Origin of the sequence: Xanthomonas sp. NCPPB 3761, from assembly GCF_041475705.2 — a bacterium.
Lineage (GTDB): Bacteria > Pseudomonadota > Gammaproteobacteria > Xanthomonadales > Xanthomonadaceae > Xanthomonas > Xanthomonas phaseoli.
Genome location: NZ_CM191262.1, coordinates 1667800 through 1687267, shown reverse-complemented (window position 1 = coordinate 1687267; position 19468 = coordinate 1667800). Strand labels below are relative to the sequence as shown.

The following is a 19468-nucleotide window of genomic DNA, read 5'->3' as shown; positions in this document are numbered from 1 at the left end:
GATGACGCTGCTTGCGACCGCCAGTTGCCTGGGCAGCGCCGCAGCCGGCGATCTGGCCGAAGTGGCGTCGCTTCCCGATCAGCCGCCACCCAGCGCCACGCCACAGCCGCAAACGCTGTATCTGGACGTGACCTTGAACCAGGCCGACCGCGGCTTGGCACCCTTCGAACTGGTCGACGGGCGGCTACGCGGCTCGGTGGAAACCCTGCGCAAACTCGGCTTCATCCTGGCCGACCGCGTGCCTGGCGAAGTGGTCGATCTGGACCGCCTGCCCGACGTGGAAGTGCGCTACGACGCCGCGCTGCAGCGGCTCGCGTTGCAGGCGCCGCTGGCCCAGCTGTCGTTGTCCACTACCGTGCTCAAGGCCGAAGAAGTGGCCCCGCCCAGCGCCACCGCATCGCCAGGCATGCTACTCAATTACGACCTGTATGCCACCCGCAACGCCGGCGTCAGCAGCGCGTCGCTGGCCACCGAGGTGCGCGCCTTCGGCATCGGGCGCGGCATGGTCGATACCACCGCGGTCTTTCTGGCCTACGACCGCCCACAGGACAACCGCTGGCGCAGCGAAGCGGTGCGTCTGGACAGTGCCTGGCAGATGGATTTCCCGGACAGCGCCACCAGCCTCAGCGTGGGCGATTTCTATAGCGGCTTTGTCGACTGGAGCCGCTCGATCCGCCTGGGCGGCGTGCAGATCGGCCGCAATTACGCCTTGCAACCGTATCGGGTGCTGACGCCAACGCCGAGCTTTCTCGGCGAAGCGGCAGTGCCTTCCACCGTCGAGATGTATGTGGACGGCTTGCGCCAGTACAGCGGCCAGGTGCCGGCCGGCCCGTTTCAGCTGGCCGCGCAACCGGGCATCAGCGGCACCGGCCAGGCACAGATCGTGGTGACCGATGCGTTCGGACGCGTGCGTCGGCTGGATTTTGCGTTCTATGGCACACCGCAGCTGCTGGCGCGCGGCATTTCCGAATGGTCGGCCGGCATCGGCCATTTGCGCCGCGACTACGGCGTGCGCTCGTTCTCGTATGACAGACGTCGTGTGGCCAGCGCCACCTTTCGCAAAGGCCTGCGCGAGGATTTCACGATCGAAGCGCATGCCGAAACTGGCGGTGGCGTGATCAACGCAGGCGCAGGCGGTGTGTGGCTGCTTGGCGTGGGCGGTGTGTTCAATGCCGCCTACGCGCATAGCGAGATGGACGCGCTGCGTGGCGGCCAGTACGTGCTGGGCTACGCCTGGAACAACCGGCGTTTCAACGTCAATCTGGGCAGCCAGCGCACCCATGGCGATTATCGCGACCTGGGCGCGCTGCAAGGCGCCCTGCCAGCGCGCGTCAGCGACCGTGCAGCAGTCGGGGTCAACGTCGACCCGATCGGTTCGCTCGGCACCAGCTATGTGCGGCTGAGCTATCCGCAGGGCGATACCTCGCGCTATGCCAGCGTGTTCTGGTCGCGCAATTTCGGGCGCAACTGGGCGGCCAATCTATCGGGCAATCAGAATCTGGATGTCTCCCGCGATCGCAGCCTGTATCTGTCGCTGTCGACCACCTTCGGCGAAGTGCGTCAGGCCAGCGCATCGATGCAGCGCAACGGCGACCGCACCGGCCTGGTGGCCGACGTCGGCCAGCCACTGCCTGGCGATGGCGATCTGGGCGGCATCGGCTGGCGCCTGCAAGGACGTGCCGGCGACGATGCCAGCGGCGGGCTGGCCGAACTGGGCTGGTTGAACCGGGTCGGTCGTTACAACCTCGGCGCAGCAACCCAGGATGGCGATACCTTCGGCTATGCCAGCGCCAGCGGCAGCCTGGTGTGGATGAATGGCCGCACCTTCGCCGCGCGCGATATCCAGGACGCGTTCGCGGTGGTTTCCACCGACGGCCAGCCCGGTATTCCGGTACGGCTGGAAAACCGCTTGATCGGCGTCACCGACGCGCGCGGCACCCTGCTGGTGACGCCGTTGCAATCGTGGCAGCGCAACCAGCTCTCCATCGACACCCTGAGCCTGCCGGCAGACCTGCGCGTGGACCGTGTCGACACCACGGTGACACCGCGCCAGCAATCCGGCGTGGCGGTGCGCTTCGGCATTACCCGCGTGCGCGCCGCCATCATCGTGCTGCACGATGCGCACGGCGCGCCGCTGCCCGTCGGCAGCGTGGTACAGCGCGAGGGCAGTACCGAACGCGTGGTGGTCGGCTACGACGGCGAAACCTATCTGGACAACCTGCAACGCGACAACCGCATCCTGGTCGACCTGCCCCAGGGCCGCTGCGTTGCGCAGTTCGCGTATCCGGCCGACCCGGGCGGCATCCCGCGGGTGGGTCCGCTGCAGTGCATCCCCGAGCAGACCACCCCATGAGCATGTCCACGCTTTGGCGCCTGATGCTCGCGCTGACGATCGCGATGCTGTGGCTTGGGCCCAGCGAGCGGGCGCACGCAGATACCACCTGCACCGTCACCCTCGGCACGCCGTTGGCGTTTGGCAACGTGGCGGCCAACGGCACCACCGATGCGGTGGCAACCCTCAACGTTTCCTGCGCGACCGCCGCGCTCAGCGTGCTGGGCTATGCACAAGTCAGCCTCTGCCTGGACCTTGGCCCCGGCAGTGCCAGCAGCGGCGCGTATGCGCCTCGTCGCATGCTCAACTCCACCAGCGACAGCCTGGATTTCCAGATCTACAGCGAAGCAACCCGTACGCAGATCTGGGGCGCCACCGGGTCGGCGGCCCCCTCGCCGCGGACATTGACGCTGTCTTACAACGTCCCGGTGATCACCGGCGGCTCGCAGACCGCCACCATCACCGTGTACGGGCGGATTCCGGCCAACCAGATTCTCTCGGTCGGCAACCACACCAGCAGCTTTGGCGGCGCCGACACCGTGCTGCGCTACTCCTACAACGAAAGCATCACCGGCATACCCTCGCTGCCGAGTAGCTGTACGGCCGGCGGCACCGGCTCCAAGACTGCCAGCAACGCCTTCCCGTTCACTGCCTCGGCCACTGTGCCGGCACGCTGCAATGCCTACGTCACCACCGATCTGGACTTCGGCAGCATTGCCGGCAGCATCGACGCCGCCATCGATCGCACCTCCACCATCAGCCTGGCCTGCACCAACCGCACTGCCTGGAATATCGGCCTGGACAACGGCAGCAATGCCAGCGGCAGCGTGCGGCGAATGCGTCACGCAACCAGCGCCAACTATGTCAACTACGAGCTCTACAGCAATACCGGCCGCAGTAGCCGGTGGGGCACCGTCATCGGGGTGGACACGCTGTCCGGCACCGGCAATGGCACCACCCAGACGGTCACCGTTTATGGACGCGCGCCGGCCCCGCAGCTGCCGATTGCCGGCGCCTACACCGACACGGTGACCGTCTCCATCACTTACTGACAGTTAATAAAGTTCGTATCGGGGGCGTCGCTATTTCTTACGTCTCCAATGCAAACGATTGCCTCCATGACGCTGGTCACCCTCCTGAAACGACTGGCCCTGGTTGCGCTTGCCTACGCCGCGACCTCTACCGCGGCGAACGCGGCCACTGCGCAGGGGCCGGAAAACTCCACCCTGCACATCGGCCTGCGCCTGCTCAGCGGTTGCGAACTGCGTACCGCGCCGCCGCGCGCCAGCTGCTCCAGGGGCACGCCGATGGCGATTGCCGAGCCGCCCAGCAGCAATGAGGCAGCCGCCGTCACCAGCACCGGCCAGGACGCCAGCGCACTTGCCGGGCCGATGCCCGCCGGCGCCGCGCGCATCACCACCATCGCGTTTTGAGCATGGCCACTGCCCGCTATCTTCGCGATCTGATGGCCTCGGCCCTGGTCCTGGGCTGCGTGGCAGCAAGCGGCGCCGCCAGCGCTGCCGAGATCGCCATCGCGCCGACCACCGCGCATATCCCGGCCGACAGCGACCAGGCAACGGTCTGGCTCTACAACCAGGCCGCACAGCCATGGCGTGCCGACGCCAAGCTCTACCGCTGGCGCCAGGACGGCGAACGCGAACTCCTCGAGCCGGCCACCGGCGTCACGGTCAGCCCGTCGCACTTCGAAATTCCGCCGCAAGGGCGGCAGCTGCTGCGCGTGATCCGCCTCGGCCCCAGCCCCACCCAGGCCGAAGACAGCTACCGGCTTGTCGTGACCCAGCACGCGATCGGCAACGAGACCGACCTGCTGCGTTATTCCACCCCGGTGTTTGCACAGCCCAGCCAGGCCAGCGCAGCGCAACCGGCGTTGCACGCCAGCCTGGCCGGGCACGGCGGCCAGCGCGCGTTGCGTATCTACAATTCCGGCTCCAGCCATGCACGCCTGGCCGACCTGGCCTACATCGATGCCGGCGGCACCCGCCGCAACATCCGCGGCGACCTGGCCGGCTACGTCCTCCCCGGCCAGACCCGCCAATGGGCCTTGCCCGCCAACCTGCCCGCAGGCAGCGGCCGCTTCGTGGCGCGTATCAACAGCGACATCGAGAGTACATTGGCCCTGGAGCCGTGAGGGCCGGGATTGGGGATTCGGGATTGGGGATTGGGGATTCGCAAAAGCGTTGCTGGTCTCGCTGTCCTTCGGCATGTGCGACACGACCGGTCATTCGCGATCCGCTCTAAACCAATCTCCAATCCCGACTCCCGAATCTCCCAGCGATCCCTGTCAGCTGCCTCAGAACCATACCAATTGCACCAAATCACCCAGCCAGCTATACTCCGCCGGCTGTTTTGCGTCTCTTGCGCATTGCGTCGTCCACGTCGGACGTCACCGACGAATTCACACCTGCTGCCGCCATCCGCGCCGGGGTGCCCTCACAAGGGGTTCGTCGCGGAGGCAACAGGGAAGCCCAACCCCGGAATCTTGTGCGATTTGATGCGAGTCCCTCGCAACGGCCCGCACATCCATGTGCGGACTTTTCAACAACAAGCCGCGCACGGCGATTCCGCTTTTACGGAGTTACTGCAATGCCCCAAGTCACCATGCGTCAGATGCTGGAAGCCGGCGTCCATTTCGGCCACCAGACCCGCTACTGGAACCCCAAGATGGCGCCGTACATCTTCGGCGCGCGCGGCAAGATCCACATCATCAACCTCGAGAAGACCGTTCCGCTCTTCAACGACGCGATGAACTTCCTCTCCTCGGTTGCGCAGAAGCGCGGCACCGTGCTGTTTCTGGGCACTAAGCGCAGCGCGCGCGAGTCCATCAAGGAAGAAGCCGAGCGTTGCAACATGCCGTTCATGACCCAGCGCTGGCTGGGCGGCACGCTGACCAACTTCCGCACCGTCAAGCAGTCGGTTGCCCGCCTGAAGGAACTGGAAGCCGCTGAAACCGACGGCACCTTCGACAAGCTGGTCAAGCACGAAGTGCTGGGCCTGCGTCGCGAGCGCGAGAAGCTGGACGCCTCGCTCGGCGGCATCAAGGAAATGAACCGCCTGCCCGACGCGATCTTCGTGATCGATATCGGCCATGAAGACATCGCCATCAAGGAAGCCAAGAAGCTCGGCATTCCGGTGATCGCCGTGGTCGATACCAACTACGATCCGGCCCTGGTCGACTACGCCATCCCGGGCAACGACGACGCCATCCGCGCCGTGCAGCTGTATGCACGCGCCGCTGCCGATGCCGTGCTGGAAGGCAAGGCTGCTGCGCCGAACGCCGCTTCTGTTCGCGAAGAAGAGTTCTCGGCCGAGTCCGCCGACGAAGGCAAGGGCCGTCGCGCTCCGGCCAAGAAGGGCGACAAGAAGGCCGACGCCGCCGAGTAATCGGCGTGCAATGCGGCCGCACCATGCTGTGCGGCCGCAGCCCCGACGGCGCCCTGTCGCTCCGTCGCTGAGGCGACTGAATACATCTACGGGGGCGGCGGCATGCTGCACCGTCTCCTACTGGCGGAATCACTTCCGCCGCACGCATTCGTCCATATGAGGTAATTCCATGGAAATCACTGCTTCCCTGGTCAAGGAACTGCGCGAGCGCACCGGCGCCGGCATGATGGAGTGCAAGAAGGCACTCGTCGAAAACGCAGGCGACATCGACGCCGCGGCCGAGTGGCTGCGCAAGTCGGGCCTGGCCAAGGCCGACAAGAAGGCTGACCGCGTTGCCGCCGAAGGCCGCATCGCCACCGCCCAGGCCGGCGGCAAGGCCGTACTGGTCGAAGTCAACTCCGAGACCGACTTCGTCGCCAAGGACGAGAACTTCCTGGCCTTCACCGAAGTCGTGGCCAATGCTGCCCTGAACTCGGATGCAGCCGATGCCGAAGCGCTCAAGAGCGTCAAGCTCGACAGCGGCGAGACCATCGAAGAGCGTCGCGCTGCGGTCATCGCCAAGGTCGGCGAGAACCTGCAGGTGCGTCGCCTGGTCCGTATCGACAGCGCCAACAACGTCGCCGCCTACGTGCACGGCGGCCGTATCGGCGTGCTGGTCGAGCTGAAGGGTGGCGACATCGAGCTGGCGCGCGGCATCGCCATGCACATCGCCGCCATGAACCCGCCGCACGTGAAAGCTTCCGACGTGCCGGCCGACTTCATCGCCAAGGAAAAGGAAATCGAGCTGGCCAAGATGTCCGAAAAGGACAAGGCCAAGCCGGCCGACATCCTGGAAAAGATCATCAGCGGCAAGATCAGCAAGATCGTCAACGAGGTCACGCTGTACGGCCAGCCGTACGTGCTCAACACCGACCAGACCGTCGAGCAGGCAGTCAAGGCCGCCGGCGCCGACGTGATCGGCTTCCAGCGCCTGGCTGTTGGCGAAGGCATCGAGAAGGTGGTGGAAGACTACGCCGCCGAAGTGATGAAGCAGGCCGGCCTGGCCTGATCTTCCCGCTCGGGAAAAAGCCGCGGCATGCCGCGGCTTTTTTTTGCCTATCGGTCGCGCATCCGCACACGGGCGCGAACCTGAAGCGGACGCATCCGGCACCGCGGCAAACGGCCTCAACTCTACAGATGTCATCGGCATTGCCGTTACCTGAAGGTGCCGACCAGGCTTTGGCGTTCATCACGCATGTTTTGTGGCGCGGCGATGGCCGAGCATGGCGCGCCCCACTCAACGACCGCAGCTGTATGCTTGTGGCCACTGTTGGCGATGACTCATGCAACCAGATCTCCAGGCCGCCCTGCACTACTGCCGCAACCTGCCCTCGCCGCCCGGGGTTGCGCTGCGCATCATCGAACTTGCGCAGGATCCGGACGTGGACATGACCACCACGGCCAAGGTCATCGGCATGGACATGGCATTGAGCGCACGCATGCTGCGGGTGGCCAATTCGCCGCTCTACGCCAGTCGCCGCCGCATCGACAATCTCGGCCAGGCGCTGACCATGCTCGGCCTCAACGCGACCTTGAGCCTGGCATTGGGCTTTTCGATGGTGCACGGCGTGCGCAGCACCTTCATCGCCCACCCCTTGCATGAACGCATCTGGCGCCGCGCCGGCCTATGCGCGCTGGCCAGTCGCATCCTCGGCCAGGCCTACGGCATCCGCAAACCCGAAGAATTGATGCTGGCTGGCCTGCTGCAGGACATCGGCAAGCTGGCCCTGTTGCAAGGCGCGCCCGATCTCTACGGGCCGCTGCTGGAACAGGCCGCCGACAACACCGCGCTGCTGAATGCCGAACGCGAACAGCTGGGCGCCACGCATGCCGAAGTCGGCGCCTGGCTGGCGCATCAGTGGCAACTGCCGCCGTATCTGCAGAATGCGATTGCGCAGAGCGAAGAAGAACCGGCCGGCCTGGAACCGTTCATGGCCTGCGTGGCGCTGTCCGGGCGCCTGGCCGATATCTGGCTTTCGGCCAGTGCTGTCGCCGCAACCGAACATGCGCAGCAACAGGCCCAGGACGTGCTGGAGCTCGATGCCGAACGCTTCGAGAAGGTGATCGAACGCATCGCCGAATCGCTGCCGGAACTGGAGGCGCTGTTCGACATCCGCGTGCCGCAGCCCGAGCACATCCAGATGATCTTCGAGCAGGCGCGTGAACTGGCGATGCTGCGTAGCCTGCGCGAATTGCAGGACGTGGCCGAAGCGCGCCGGCATGCCGACGAATCGGAAAACCGCATGCGTCACCTGGCCGAACAGGCCAGCCGCGATGCGCTGACCGGCGTGTTCAACCGGCATCAGCTCGGTACTGCGCTGACGCATGAGTTCGAACTGGCCTCGCGCCAGGGCTGGCCGCTGTCGATCGCCTTCATCGACCTGGACGACTTCAAGCGCGTCAACGATGCGCACGGGCATCTGGTCGGCGATGAAGTGTTGCGTAATTTCGCGCAAACGCTGCAACGCATGGTGCGCACCAGCGACCTGGTGGCGCGCTACGGCGGCGAAGAATTCCTGGTGATCCTGCCCAATACACCCGCCGATGCGGCGTTGATGGTGATCGAGCGCATCCTGGCCGAAACCGCACGCACGCCGATGGCGCAACTGCAGGGCGGCCCACTGCATATCACGTTCTCTGCAGGTCTTGCCACGCACGGCGGTGCCGAGCGCCAGTTCGACAGCATCGACCATTTGTTGCAGGCCGCCGACAGCACGCTGTATCGCTCCAAGCATCGCGGCCGCAACCGCGTCACCGCATACGATGCGACCGATGTACCAACGCCGCCGAACCCGCGCGCGCACTGAGCAACCGGTCACGCCACTGCCGACAAAGGAATTTTTACCACGTCAGGTGACAGGCTTCCGCTAGAATTGTCGGCGTTTGCCGATCCCCCACCCCCGAGGTTTCCCATGTCCGAACTTTCCTATCGCCGCATTCTTCTCAAACTTTCCGGGGAGGCGCTGATGGGGGACGGGGATTACGGCATCGATCCCAAGGTCATCAATCGTCTGGCGCATGAAGTGATCGAAGCCCAGCAGGCCGGCGCGCAGGTGGCCCTGGTCATCGGCGGCGGCAACATCTTCCGCGGCGCCGGCCTGGCCGCCAGCGGCATGGACCGCGTCACCGGCGATCACATGGGCATGCTGGCCACGGTGATCAACGCGCTGGCCATGCAGGATGCGCTGGAAAAGCTTGGCGCCAAGGTGCGCGTGATGAGCGCGATCAAGATCAACGATGTCTGCGAAGACTTCATCCGTCGCCGCGCGATCCGTCACCTGGAAAAGGGCCGCATCGCGATCTTCGCCGCCGGCACCGGCAACCCGTTCTTCACCACCGACTCGGGCGCGGCGCTGCGCGCGATCGAGATCGGTGCCGACCTGCTGCTCAAGGCAACCAAGGTCGACGGCGTGTACGACAAGGACCCGAAGAAGCACACCGATGCGGTGCGCTACGACAGCCTGACCTACGACCAGGTGATTCTGCAGGGCCTGGAAGTGATGGACACCGCCGCATTCGCGCTGGCGCGCGACAGCGACCTGCCGCTGCGCATCTTCGGCATGAGCGAACCGGGCGTGCTGCTGCGCATCCTGCATGGCGAGCAGATCGGCACGTTGGTGCAGGGCCGTAGCTGAGGCGGGAATCGGGAATCGGGAATCGGGATTGGGGAATCGCAAGGCGCAGTCCGCGAGCTGTGCGGCGATCTCCAACCCGCGGACTCGGCACCTAAAAAGGGGCGGCAAGTGAACCGGCTGCGCGGGTGCTGACGGCCCGCGAGTCGTGAAACCTCAGTCCCGGCTATAATCTCCGGATTCAGCTCCACACGGATTCCGGCGATGCTCACCCAGATCAAACAAGACGCGCAGACGCGCATGACCAAGAGCATCGATGCTCTGCGCCATTCCCTCACCACCATCCGTACCGGCCGTGCCTCGCCGGCGCTGCTGGACGGCATCAAGGTCAAGGCCTACGGCGCCGACACGCCCCTGAATCAGGTTGCCAGCATCAGCGTGTCCGAAGGCCGCTCGCTGGTCATCAGCCTGTTCGACAAGGGCATGATCAAGGACGTGGAAAAAGCCATTTATGCCTCGGATCTGGGCCTGACTCCGACCGTGGTCGGCACCGTGATCCGCCTGAACCTGCCGCCGCTGACCGAGGAGCGCCGCAAGGAGCTCAGCAAGTCCGTGCATGGCGAGGGCGAAGACAGCAAGGTGGCGATCCGCAACATCCGCCGCGATGCCAACCAGCAAGTCAAGGATCTGCTCAAGGACAAGGCCGTCACCGAAGACGAGGCCCGCAGCGCCGAAGACGACATCCAGAAACTGACCGACAAGGCCATCAAGGACGTGGATGAGGTCGTCAAGGGCAAGGAACAGGAATTGATGACGGTCTGATCGTGGCATCGCCTGCCATGCATCCCGTCTCCTCTGCTGCTGTGCCGCGCCACATTGCCATCATCATGGATGGCAATGGGCGTTGGGCGCAGCGTCGGCGGCGTCCGCGCGTCATCGGCCACCGTGCCGGCGCGCGCGCGGTCAATCGCACGATCGATTTCTGCCTTGAAAAAGGCGTGTCGGCGCTGACCCTGTTCGCGTTTTCCAGTGAAAACTGGGGCCGTCCGCAGGATGAGGTCGATGCGTTGATGAAGCTGTTCCTGCATGCGCTCGACCGCGAAGTCGAAGAATTGCAGCGACGTGGCGTGCAGGTGCGCTTCATCGGCGACCGCAGCCGCTTTGCCGCACCATTGCGCGACCGCATGGCCGGCGCCGAGCGCAGCACCGCAGCGAACTCGCGGCTGGTGCTGAGCATCGCCGCCAGCTACGGCGGCCGCCAGGACATCGCCGCGGCGGCCCGCGCGTTGGCCGAAGACGTGGCTGCCGGCCGCCTGCAGCCAGAGCAGATCGACGAAGCACTGCTGTCCAGCCGGGTCGCCCTGGCCGACCTGCCCGCGCCGGATCTGTTCATCCGCACCGGTGGCGACACCCGCATCAGTAATTTCCTGTTGTGGCAGCTGGCTTACACCGAGCTGTGGTTCACCGAAACCCTGTGGCCGGAGTTCGATGCCGGCGTGCTGCAGCAAGCGCTGGACGACTATGCCGGGCGTGAACGCCGCTTCGGCCTGACCAGCGCACAGATCGCCGACAAGGCGACGGAGAGCTCCTCCGCATGACCAAGACCCGCGTGATTGCCGCGCTGATCATGGCGCCGCTCGCGATTTGCGCGATCGTGCTGCTGCCCACTCAATGGCTGGCAGCGCTGGCGGCGGTCCTGTTCCTGACCGGTCTGTGGGAGTGGCTCAAACTCTCCGGCATCGACGACAGCCTGCCGCGCACCGTGCTGCTGATGCTCAATCTGCTGCTGATGGTGCTGATGGTGTGGGCCTCGGCCGGCTCGATGGTGCTGTTCCAGATTGCGTCGCTGGTCGGCGTGGCGTGGTGGCTGTTGGCGCTGCTATGGCTGCGCTTTTTCACCTTCGGCGCCGATCACGGCAACGGCCAGGCGCGCGCACTCAAGCTGGCCGCCGGCACCCTGGCGGTGCTGCCGGCATGGGCGGCGCTGGTGCTGCTGCATGCCAGCCCGGACAAGGGCAACCTATGGTTGCTGACCGCGCTGACCATTGTGTGGGCGGCCGACTCCGGTGCGTATTTCGCCGGCCGCGCGTTCGGCAAGCACAAGCTGGCGCCGCGGGTCAGTCCCAACAAGACCATCGAAGGGTTGCTCGGAGGCCTGCTCGCCGGGATTGCGGTTGCCTGCGCGTTCGGCTGGCTGGCCGGGCTGACCCTGGCGCATGTGCCGCAGCTGGTGCTGGTCTCCGCGCTGGCGGTACTGGCATCGGTGCTGGGCGACCTGTTCGAAAGCCTGCTCAAGCGCCACGCCGGCGCCAAGGACTCGGGCACGCTAATTCCTGGCCATGGCGGCGTGCTGGACCGCATCGATGGCGTGCTCGCTGCCCTGCCGGTGTTCGCACTCGGCAAGGAAATTCTCGGATTCTAAGCATGGCTGGCTCTTCCCCCCGTCAGGTTGCCGTGTTCGGCGCCACCGGCTCGATCGGCGCATCGGCACTGGACGTGATCGCGCGCCATCCCGAGCGGCTGCGCGCCAGCGTGCTGTCGGCCGGCAGCAAGGTCGACGAGCTGCTGGCGCTCTGCGCAACCCACCGGCCTGCGCATGCGGTGATTGCCGAGACGACGCTGTACCCGGCACTGCGCGATGGCCTGCGCGCACTGGGCCTGGCGACCCAGGCGCATGCCGGCGCCGAGGCGCTGGACGCACTGGCGAGCAGCGATGCGTGCGACACCGTGGTGGCGGCGATCGTGGGTGCGGCCGGGCTGCCGTCTACGCTGGCGGCAGCGCGCGCCGGCAAGCGCCTGTTGCTGGCCAACAAGGAATCCCTGGTGCTGGCCGGCGAGCTGCTGACCCGCACCGCAGCCGCCGCCGGGGCTGAAATCATCCCGATCGACAGCGAGCACAGCGCCATCTTCCAGTGCCTGCGCTCCTGCGACGCCAGTCGTGGCGTGCGCCGCGTGGTGCTGACCGCCTCGGGCGGTCCGTTCCGTGGCTGGGACCGTGGGGCGCTGACGGCGGTAACGCCAGCGCAGGCCGTCGCTCACCCGAAATGGTCGATGGGACCGAAGATCTCGGTGGATTCGGCGACCCTGATGAACAAGGGCCTGGAAGTCATCGAGGCGCATCACTTGTTCGGACTGCCGGGCGAGCAGATCGATGTGCTGGTGCATCCGCAGAGCCTGGTGCATTCGCTGGTGGAATTCGTCGACGGCTCTACCCTTGCCCAGCTTGGCCTGCCGGACATGCGTACCACCCTGGCGGTGGGCTTGGCGTGGCCGGAGCGGGTCGACTCCGGTGTCGCCGGACTTGACCTGCTGACCCAGGGCCGGCTGGATTTCGAGGCCCCCGACACCGCCGCATTCCCGTGTCTGCGTCTGGCCTGGGACGCATTACGGGCCGGCGGCACCACCCCGGCGATCCTGAACGCGGCCAATGAAGTGGCTGTTTCAGCCTTTCTTCAGGGCCAGGTGGGTTTCCTAGCGATCCCTGCGTTGGTCGAACACACACTGACAACGCTCCAGCGGCACAATGCCGATTCCCTCGACACCCTGCTTTTTGCCGATGCGCAAGCCCGGCAAATCACTGAACGCGCCCTCGCCCATCACGCCCTTCATGCCTGATCGTTCCACGCACACGAGCTGCACACATGGGTGATTTCATCGGTTCGGTCTGGTGGATGATCGTCAGCCTGGGCGTGTTGGTGACCTTTCACGAATTCGGGCATTTCTGGGTCGCGCGGCGCTGCGGCGTCAAGGTGCTGCGTTTTTCGGTGGGCTTCGGCAAACCGCTGTGGATGCGCCGCGATCGCCACGGCACCGAGTTCGTGGTCGCCGCGATCCCGCTGGGCGGCTACGTCAAAATGCTCGACGAGCGCGAAGGCGACGTGCATCCGGCCGAGCAGGACCAGGCCTTCAATCGCAAGACCGTGTGGCAGCGCATCGCGATCGTCGCGGCGGGCCCCATCGCCAACCTGATGCTGTGCATGGCGATGCTGTGGGCGATGTTCGTGGTAGGCAAGCAGGATTATTCGGCAACCGTCGGTCGCGCCGATGGCCTGGCCGCCGAAGCCGGACTGACTGCCGGCGAGCGCATCGTACGCATCGACGGCCGCAGCGTGAGCAGCTGGAGCGATGCCAGCCTGCAGCTCACCACTGCGGCAATGGACAGGCGCGATGTCCGCGTCCTGACCGCCTCCGACACTGCGAGCAGCAGCGAACACACCTTGCGGCTGTCGCAGTTGCCGGTCGGTTTCGACGAACGCCGCGTGGCCGCACTGGCCGGCATCGGCTGGCAGTTCATGCTGCAGCCACCGGTGATTGCCGAAGTGGTGAAGGGCTCGGTGGCCGATGGCCTGCTCAAGCCGGGCGACCGCATCGTGGCCATCGATGGCCAGCCGATCCGCTCGGCCGAGGACATCATTCCGCAGGTGCAGGCGTTGGGCGCCCACGGCGGGCCGGGCATGATCGAGGTGGCGCGCGGCGAAGACCGGCTGGCGCTGGAAATCGCGCCGCGCAAGTCGCCGCAGGGCCAATGGATGATCGGCGTGCGTCCGGCCGCCGCCCCGGCTCCGGCATACGACAGCCGCCAGCAGTACGGGCTGTTCGCCGCCGTGCCGGCCGCGATCCGCGAAACCGGCCGGATGACCGCCGATTCGCTGGGCATGATGAAGCGCATGCTGACCGGCCAGGCCTCGGTCAAGAACATCTCCGGCCCGGTCACCATTGCGCGCGCCGCCAACGCCTCGGCCGAACGCGGGCTCGACTGGTTCCTGTATTTCCTCGGGTTGCTGTCGCTCAGCCTTGCGATCATCAACCTGATGCCCATCCCGATCTTGGACGGTGGGCATCTGCTGTATTACCTTATCGAGTTGATCAAGGGCAGCCCGATCAGCGAACGGGCCATGATTGCCGGACAATACGTCGGCCTGGCGGTCCTGGCCGGGTTGATGGGACTGGCGTTCTACAACGACATCCTCGGCCTGGTTCCACGATGAAGCTGCTCCACTCTTTCCGCCTGTTGTCGTCGTCATACGCCGGCATCCAGCAACACCCGAATACGACTCCAACCGGATGTGACATGACGCGTCTTCCCACTCGCCGCCTGCTTGCCCTCGCTCTTGCCGCCGGCCTCAGCCTGCCGGCCGTTGCTCTGGCCGTCGAGCCGTTCGTTGCCAGCGACATCCGCGTCGACGGCCTGCAGCGCATCGCCTCCGGCACCGTATTCACCTATCTGCCGGTGAACCGCGGCGACACCGTGGACGATGCCAAGGTGGCGGACGCGATCCGTGCGCTCTACCGCACCAGCTTCTTCGAGGACGTGCAGCTGGATCGCCAGGGCAACATCCTGGTGATCACGGTCAAGGAGCGCCCGGCGATCAACAAGCTCACCGTGACCGGCAACAAGGACATCAAGTCCGAGGAACTGCTCAAGGGCCTGGGCGACATCGGCCTGTCCGAGGGCGGCACCTTCGATCGCCTGAGCCTGGACCGCGTGACCCAGGAACTGACCCGCCAGTACAACAACCGCGGTAAGTACAACGTGGAAATCACCCCGACGGTGAGCCCGCTGGACCGTAACCGCGTCGACGTGGCCATTGCGATCAAGGAAGGCAAGGCGGCCAAGATCCGCCACGTCAACCTGATCGGTACGGAAAAGTTCGCCAACGAGGACATCCTGGACAACTGGGAATCCAAGGAGCACAACTGGGCCTCGTGGTACCGCCGCGACGACCAGTACTCCAAGGAAAAGATGTCCGGCGACCTGGAAAAGCTCAACTCCTGGTACCTGGACCGCGGCTATGTCGACTTCAGCATCGACTCCACCCAGGTCTCGATCAGCCCCGACAAGCGCGACATGTTCATCAGCGCCGGCGTCACCGAGGGCGAGCAGTACAAGATTTCCGAAATCAAGGTGACCGGCGACACCGTGCTGCCGCAGGCCGACATCGAGCGTCTGGTGATTCCCAAGGCCGGTGACATCTTCTCGCGTGCGTTGCTGGAGTACACCTCCGATGCGATCACCAACACGCTGAGCAACGTCGGTTACGCGTTCGCCAAGGTCAACCCCATCCCGACCCCGAACCGCGAAGACCGCACCGTGGCCGTGAACCTGCAGGTGGTGCCCGGCCCGCGCGTGACCGTGCGCCGCATCCTCTACAAGGGCAACAGCCGCACCTCCGACGAGGTCTTGCGCCGCGAAATGCGCCAGTTCGAAAACACCTGGTATTCGCAGGCCGCGATCGACCGTTCCAAGATCCGTCTGCAGCGCCTGGGCTACTTCGAAAGCGTGGACGTGGAAACGCCCGCGGTGCCCGGCAGCAACGACCAGGTCGACGTGGTCTACAACGTCAAGGAGACCACCTCCGGCAGCTTCGTGTTCGGTCTGGGCTACTCGCAGAGCTTCGGTGTGACCACCTCGGTGCAGTTGTCGCAGAACAACTTCCTGGGTGGCGGTAACCGCGTGGCAGTGGAGGCTTCGCGCAGCAGCTACCAGCAGCGCTACGCGTTCTCCTACACCAACCCGTTCTTTACCGACGACGGCGTATCGCTGGGCTACAACCTGTCCTGGCGCGCGCTGGATTACTCGGACTTCAACACCGCGCAGTTCAACAGCAAGAACGGTTCGGCGCAGGTGGTGTTCGGCGTGCCGATCACCGAAAACGACACCGTCTCGGCAATGGTGGGTATCGACAGCAACCAGATCACGACCTTCGCCGGTACCACGCCGCAGGCGATCATCGACTACATCAATGCGATCGGCACGCGCACCTTCCATGCATGGCGCACGGAGCTGGGCTGGGCACGCGACACCCGCAACGACTTCTTCATGCCGACCCGCGGCATGTACCAGCGTGTGGGCCTGGAAACCACCCTGCCCGGCTCCACGGTCGAGTACTACAAGCTCAACTACCAGATCTCCAACTACTGGCCGATCATTCCGGCACTGGTGTTGAACACGCGCTTCGAACTGGGCTATGGCGACAGTTACGGGAAGGACAGCACCCGCGTGCTGACCAACCCGGATGGCAGCACCCGCACGGTCACCGCCACCGGCCTGCCGTTCTACGAGAACTTCTACGCCGGCGGTACCAATTCGGTCCGTGGCTTCGAAGACAACACCCTGGGCCCGCGTTCGGAAGCGATCAACGGCTATACCCGCGGCCAGCCGCTGGGTGGCTCGTTCAAGACCGTGGGTTCGGTGGAAATGTATTTCCCCAAGCTGTTCGACAGCCCGTCAGCGCGCGTTTCGGCATTCGTCGATTTCGGCAACGTGTACAACGGCGTGGACAACTTCAAGGCCAACGAGCTGCGCGCCTCCACCGGTGTGGCGCTGTTGTGGCGCGCGCCGGTCGGCCCCATTTCGATCAGCTACGCATTCCCGCTGAAGAAGGAAGACAACGACGAGATCGAGCGTCTGCAGTTCACCTTCGGCGGCCAGTTCTAAGATTGGCACGCGCAACAATGGCGGCCCGGATGCCCGGGCCGCCATTGTTGTTTGAACACACTGGTACGAAACAGCTTTAGAAGTAGTTGTTCCAGACATTGCCCAGGCAGGTGGCGGTGGCGCCCCAATCGGATGTGTCCACGCATTGCACCTGCTGGTCCCAGAAGCTCAGCGCGTTGGTGCGCTGCTGCGCGAAATCGTCGGCCGATGCACTGGTGATTGCGCCCAGCAGGATCACGCTACCGAAAATGGAGAGAACAGTTTTCATATGTTTCTTCCTGGGATTCGCCGCATCGTTGCGGCCCGGCAAGCAATACGCTCGACTGTTTAGCCAACTGTTGGCGATGTTTTCTCACTGTTAAACCAGTCACTTACCGTTTACGCGAGGTTTACCCTGATGCGATTGACCGCCAGTGCGATTGCCGAACAATTCGGGTTGACCGTCGTCGGTGACGGCACCACCGAAGTCAGCGGCGTCGCCACCCTGGCCCACGCAGGCGCAGGCCAGCTGAGCTTCCTGTCCAACCCGCGCTATCGTCCGCAACTGGCCGACACCCAGGCCGCTGTCGTGGTGCTGCGTGCAGACGATGCCGACGCCGCCAAAGGCACCGCGCTGGTCGCCAAGGACCCGTATACCGCATTCGCCAAGATCGCCGCACTGTTCGATGTGGCACCGGTGCGCGAACCGGGCATCCATGCCTCTGCAGTGATCGACCCGACCGCCCAGGTCTCGGCCACCGCCCACGTCGGACCCTTCGTCAGCATCGGCGCGCGCAGTCGCGTGGGCGATGGCTGCGTGATCGGCACCGGCAGCATCATCGGCGAAGACTGCGTGGTGGATGCGGGCAGCGAGTTGCTGGCGCGCGTCACCCTGGTCACCCGCGTGCGGTTGGGCAAGCGCGTGCGCATCCACCCCGGTGCGGTGATCGGCGCCGATGGCTTCGGCCTGGCCATGGATGCCGGGCACTGGATCAAGGTGCCCCAGCTGGGTGGCGTGGTCATCGGCGACGATTGCGAAATCGGCGCAAACACCTGCATCGACCGCGGCGCGCTGGAAGACACCGTGCTGGAAGAAGACGTGCGCGTGGACAACCTGGTGCAGATCGCGCACAACTGCCGCATTGGCGCGCACAGTGCGATTGCCGGCTGCACCGGCATTGCCGGCAGCGCCAAGATCGGCCGTTATTGCCTGCTTGGCGGGCATGTCGGCGTGGTCGGCCACCTGGAGATCTGCGACAAGGTGGTGATCACCGGCAAGTCTGTCGTGCGTAATTCCATCCATGAGCCGGGCGAGTATTCGTCCGGCACCCCTCTCACCGACAATCGCACGTGGCGCAAAAACGCCGCGCGCTTCAAGCAGCTTGATGTGCTCGCGAGGCGCATCCTGGCTGTGGGCAAGGAGAAAGAATGAGCCACCACGTTTACGAACTGCCGATCGACGTCAGTCAAATCCAGACGCTGCTCCCGCACCGTTACCCGTTTCTGCTGGTCGACCGCATCCTCGAACTCGATCTGGAAACCAAGTGGATCGTGGCGCAGAAGAACGTCAGCATCAACGAGCCGTTCTTCCAGGGCCATTTTCCGAACCGTCCGGTGATGCCTGGCGTGCTGATCATCGAGGCGCTGGCGCAGGTCGGCGGGGTGATGACTCAGCTCGGTCTGGGCCGCGATGCCTTGTCGCAGCTGTTCTATATGGTCAAGGTGGACAAGGCCCGCTTCAACAAGCAGGTGGTCCCGGGCGACGTGTTGATCATGGAGGTGCAGATGAAGCGCCTGATCCGCAACGTGGGATGCTTCTATGGCGAAGCCAAGGTCGATGGCGAAGTGGTGGCCAGTGCCGAGGTGATGTGCGCCGGCGCCAGGTAATCACCCGCTTTCGGAGTAAGACACGATGCGCGATTCAACACCTTTGATTCATCCCACGGCGGTCATCGATCCATCGGCAACGCTGGCAGACGACGTCCGCGTCGGCGCCTTCTCGCTGATCGGCGCCGATGTGCAGATCGGGGCGGGCACCGAGGTGGGGCCACATTGCTCGATCCACGGCCCGACCCGGATCGGTCGCAACAACCGCTTCATCGGCCACGCCGCGATCGGCGGCGAACCGCAGGACAAGAAGTACGCCGGCGAGCGCACCGAACTGGTGATCGGCGACGGCAACGTGATCCGCGAGTTCGTCACCATCAATCGCGGCACCGGCGGCGGCGGCGGCATCACCGTGGTCGGCAACGACAACTGGATGCTGGCCTACACGCACGTGGCGCACGACTGCCAGGTGGGCAACCACTGCGTGTTTTCCAACAACACCACCTTGGCCGGCCACGTCACCGTTGGCGACTACGTGATCATCAGCGGCTTTGCCGGCGCGCATCAGTTTTGCCGCATCGGCGCGCACGCCTTCCTGGGCATGGGCGCGCTGACCAACGGCGACGTCCCGCCGTTCACCATGGTGGGCAGCGACTCGCTGGGGCGGCCACGCGGCATCAATAGCGAGGGGCTCAAGCGTCGCGGTTTCGACGCCGAACGCATCACCGCGATCAAGCGCGCCTACCGCACGCTGTACGTGGCCGGCCTGCCGCTGGCTGATGCCAAGGCGCAGCTGGCCGAGCAGGCCGAGAGCAGCGAGGATGTGCGCGGAATGCTCGAGTTCATCGAAGCGGCAGAACGGCCGTTGTTGCGATGAAG

Annotated in this window: 18 protein-coding genes; 17 read left to right on the top strand and 1 reads right to left on the bottom strand. The window is 65.1% G+C overall.

What is annotated here, in order from left to right:
- The first annotated feature begins 1 nt into the window (after position 1).
- From ACCQ00_RS07405 to bamA, 14 genes are all read left to right on the top strand, one after another.
- Positions 2 to 2353 carry a fimbria/pilus outer membrane usher protein gene (locus ACCQ00_RS07405; RefSeq protein ID WP_372354097.1) on the top strand — a complete coding sequence of 784 codons (2352 nt, stop codon included), beginning with the start codon at positions 2 to 4 and terminating at the stop codon, positions 2351 to 2353.
- A complete protein-coding gene (locus ACCQ00_RS07400; RefSeq protein WP_039574792.1) occupies positions 2350 to 3384 on the top strand; it encodes a Csu type fimbrial protein in 1035 nt (344 codons plus the stop codon). The genes ACCQ00_RS07405 and ACCQ00_RS07400 overlap by 4 nt, the downstream gene beginning before the upstream one ends.
- A gap of 48 nt (positions 3385 to 3432) precedes the next feature.
- On the top strand, positions 3433 to 3765 hold the full coding sequence (locus ACCQ00_RS07395; RefSeq protein ID WP_039574794.1) for a hypothetical protein: 333 nt from the start codon (positions 3433 to 3435) through the stop codon (positions 3763 to 3765).
- A 2-nt stretch (positions 3766 to 3767) separates the two neighbouring features.
- Positions 3768 to 4481, top strand: coding sequence for a fimbrial biogenesis chaperone (locus tag ACCQ00_RS07390; RefSeq protein ID WP_039583830.1), 714 nt, complete (start codon positions 3768 to 3770; stop codon positions 4479 to 4481).
- Between the two features lie 455 nt (positions 4482 to 4936).
- Positions 4937 to 5734 (top strand): 30S ribosomal protein S2, encoded by a 798-nt coding sequence (gene rpsB / locus ACCQ00_RS07385; protein WP_017155694.1) that lies wholly within the window; start codon positions 4937 to 4939, stop codon positions 5732 to 5734.
- 169 nt (positions 5735 to 5903) lie between these two features.
- Positions 5904 to 6782 carry a translation elongation factor Ts gene (tsf, locus tag ACCQ00_RS07380; protein WP_007962895.1) on the top strand — a complete coding sequence of 293 codons (879 nt, stop codon included), beginning with the start codon at positions 5904 to 5906 and terminating at the stop codon, positions 6780 to 6782.
- Positions 6783 to 7056: 274 nt separating this feature from the next.
- Complete coding sequence (locus tag ACCQ00_RS07375; protein ID WP_017155692.1) at positions 7057 to 8580, top strand: sensor domain-containing diguanylate cyclase; 1524 nt, start codon at positions 7057 to 7059, stop codon at positions 8578 to 8580.
- Positions 8581 to 8685: 105 nt separating this feature from the next.
- A complete protein-coding gene (pyrH, locus tag ACCQ00_RS07370) occupies positions 8686 to 9408 on the top strand; it encodes a UMP kinase (RefSeq protein WP_005911727.1) in 723 nt (240 codons plus the stop codon).
- Between the two features lie 201 nt (positions 9409 to 9609).
- The gene (gene frr, locus ACCQ00_RS07365) at positions 9610 to 10167 is read left to right on the top strand and encodes a ribosome recycling factor (RefSeq protein WP_005921623.1); all 558 of its coding nucleotides are present in this window, start codon (positions 9610 to 9612) and stop codon (positions 10165 to 10167) included.
- 17 nt (positions 10168 to 10184) lie between these two features.
- On the top strand, positions 10185 to 10943 hold the full coding sequence (uppS, locus tag ACCQ00_RS07360) for a polyprenyl diphosphate synthase (protein WP_039575392.1): 759 nt from the start codon (positions 10185 to 10187) through the stop codon (positions 10941 to 10943).
- Positions 10940 to 11767, top strand: coding sequence for a phosphatidate cytidylyltransferase (locus ACCQ00_RS07355; RefSeq protein WP_039575395.1), 828 nt, complete (start codon positions 10940 to 10942; stop codon positions 11765 to 11767). Before uppS ends, ACCQ00_RS07355 begins: the two co-directional genes overlap by 4 nt.
- A gap of 2 nt (positions 11768 to 11769) precedes the next feature.
- Positions 11770 to 12960 (top strand): 1-deoxy-D-xylulose-5-phosphate reductoisomerase, encoded by a 1191-nt coding sequence (locus tag ACCQ00_RS07350; RefSeq protein ID WP_039575398.1) that lies wholly within the window; start codon positions 11770 to 11772, stop codon positions 12958 to 12960.
- Between the two features lie 26 nt (positions 12961 to 12986).
- Positions 12987 to 14333 (top strand): RIP metalloprotease RseP, encoded by a 1347-nt coding sequence (gene rseP / locus ACCQ00_RS07345; RefSeq protein WP_039575401.1) that lies wholly within the window; start codon positions 12987 to 12989, stop codon positions 14331 to 14333.
- Between the two features lie 83 nt (positions 14334 to 14416).
- The gene (bamA, locus tag ACCQ00_RS07340; RefSeq protein ID WP_039575404.1) at positions 14417 to 16783 is read left to right on the top strand and encodes an outer membrane protein assembly factor BamA; all 2367 of its coding nucleotides are present in this window, start codon (positions 14417 to 14419) and stop codon (positions 16781 to 16783) included.
- A 76-nt stretch (positions 16784 to 16859) separates the two neighbouring features.
- Here bamA and ACCQ00_RS07335 read toward each other — a convergent pair whose 3' ends face one another.
- Positions 16860 to 17051: a hypothetical protein gene (locus ACCQ00_RS07335; RefSeq protein ID WP_039575407.1), complete on the bottom strand. Its 192-nt coding sequence runs from the start codon at positions 17049 to 17051 to the stop codon at positions 16860 to 16862.
- Between the two features lie 129 nt (positions 17052 to 17180).
- Between ACCQ00_RS07335 and lpxD the strand changes: the two genes are divergently transcribed.
- From lpxD to lpxA, 3 genes are read left to right on the top strand one after another with little or no spacing between them, the layout of a single operon-like run.
- The gene (gene lpxD / locus ACCQ00_RS07330; RefSeq protein WP_017155687.1) at positions 17181 to 18194 is read left to right on the top strand and encodes a UDP-3-O-(3-hydroxymyristoyl)glucosamine N-acyltransferase; all 1014 of its coding nucleotides are present in this window, start codon (positions 17181 to 17183) and stop codon (positions 18192 to 18194) included.
- On the top strand, positions 18191 to 18649 hold the full coding sequence (fabZ, locus tag ACCQ00_RS07325) for a 3-hydroxyacyl-ACP dehydratase FabZ (RefSeq protein ID WP_003485378.1): 459 nt from the start codon (positions 18191 to 18193) through the stop codon (positions 18647 to 18649). The genes lpxD and fabZ overlap by 4 nt, the downstream gene beginning before the upstream one ends.
- A gap of 25 nt (positions 18650 to 18674) precedes the next feature.
- Positions 18675 to 19466: an acyl-ACP--UDP-N-acetylglucosamine O-acyltransferase gene (gene lpxA / locus ACCQ00_RS07320; protein WP_017155686.1), complete on the top strand. Its 792-nt coding sequence runs from the start codon at positions 18675 to 18677 to the stop codon at positions 19464 to 19466.
- The last annotated feature ends 2 nt before the right edge of the window (positions 19467 to 19468 follow it).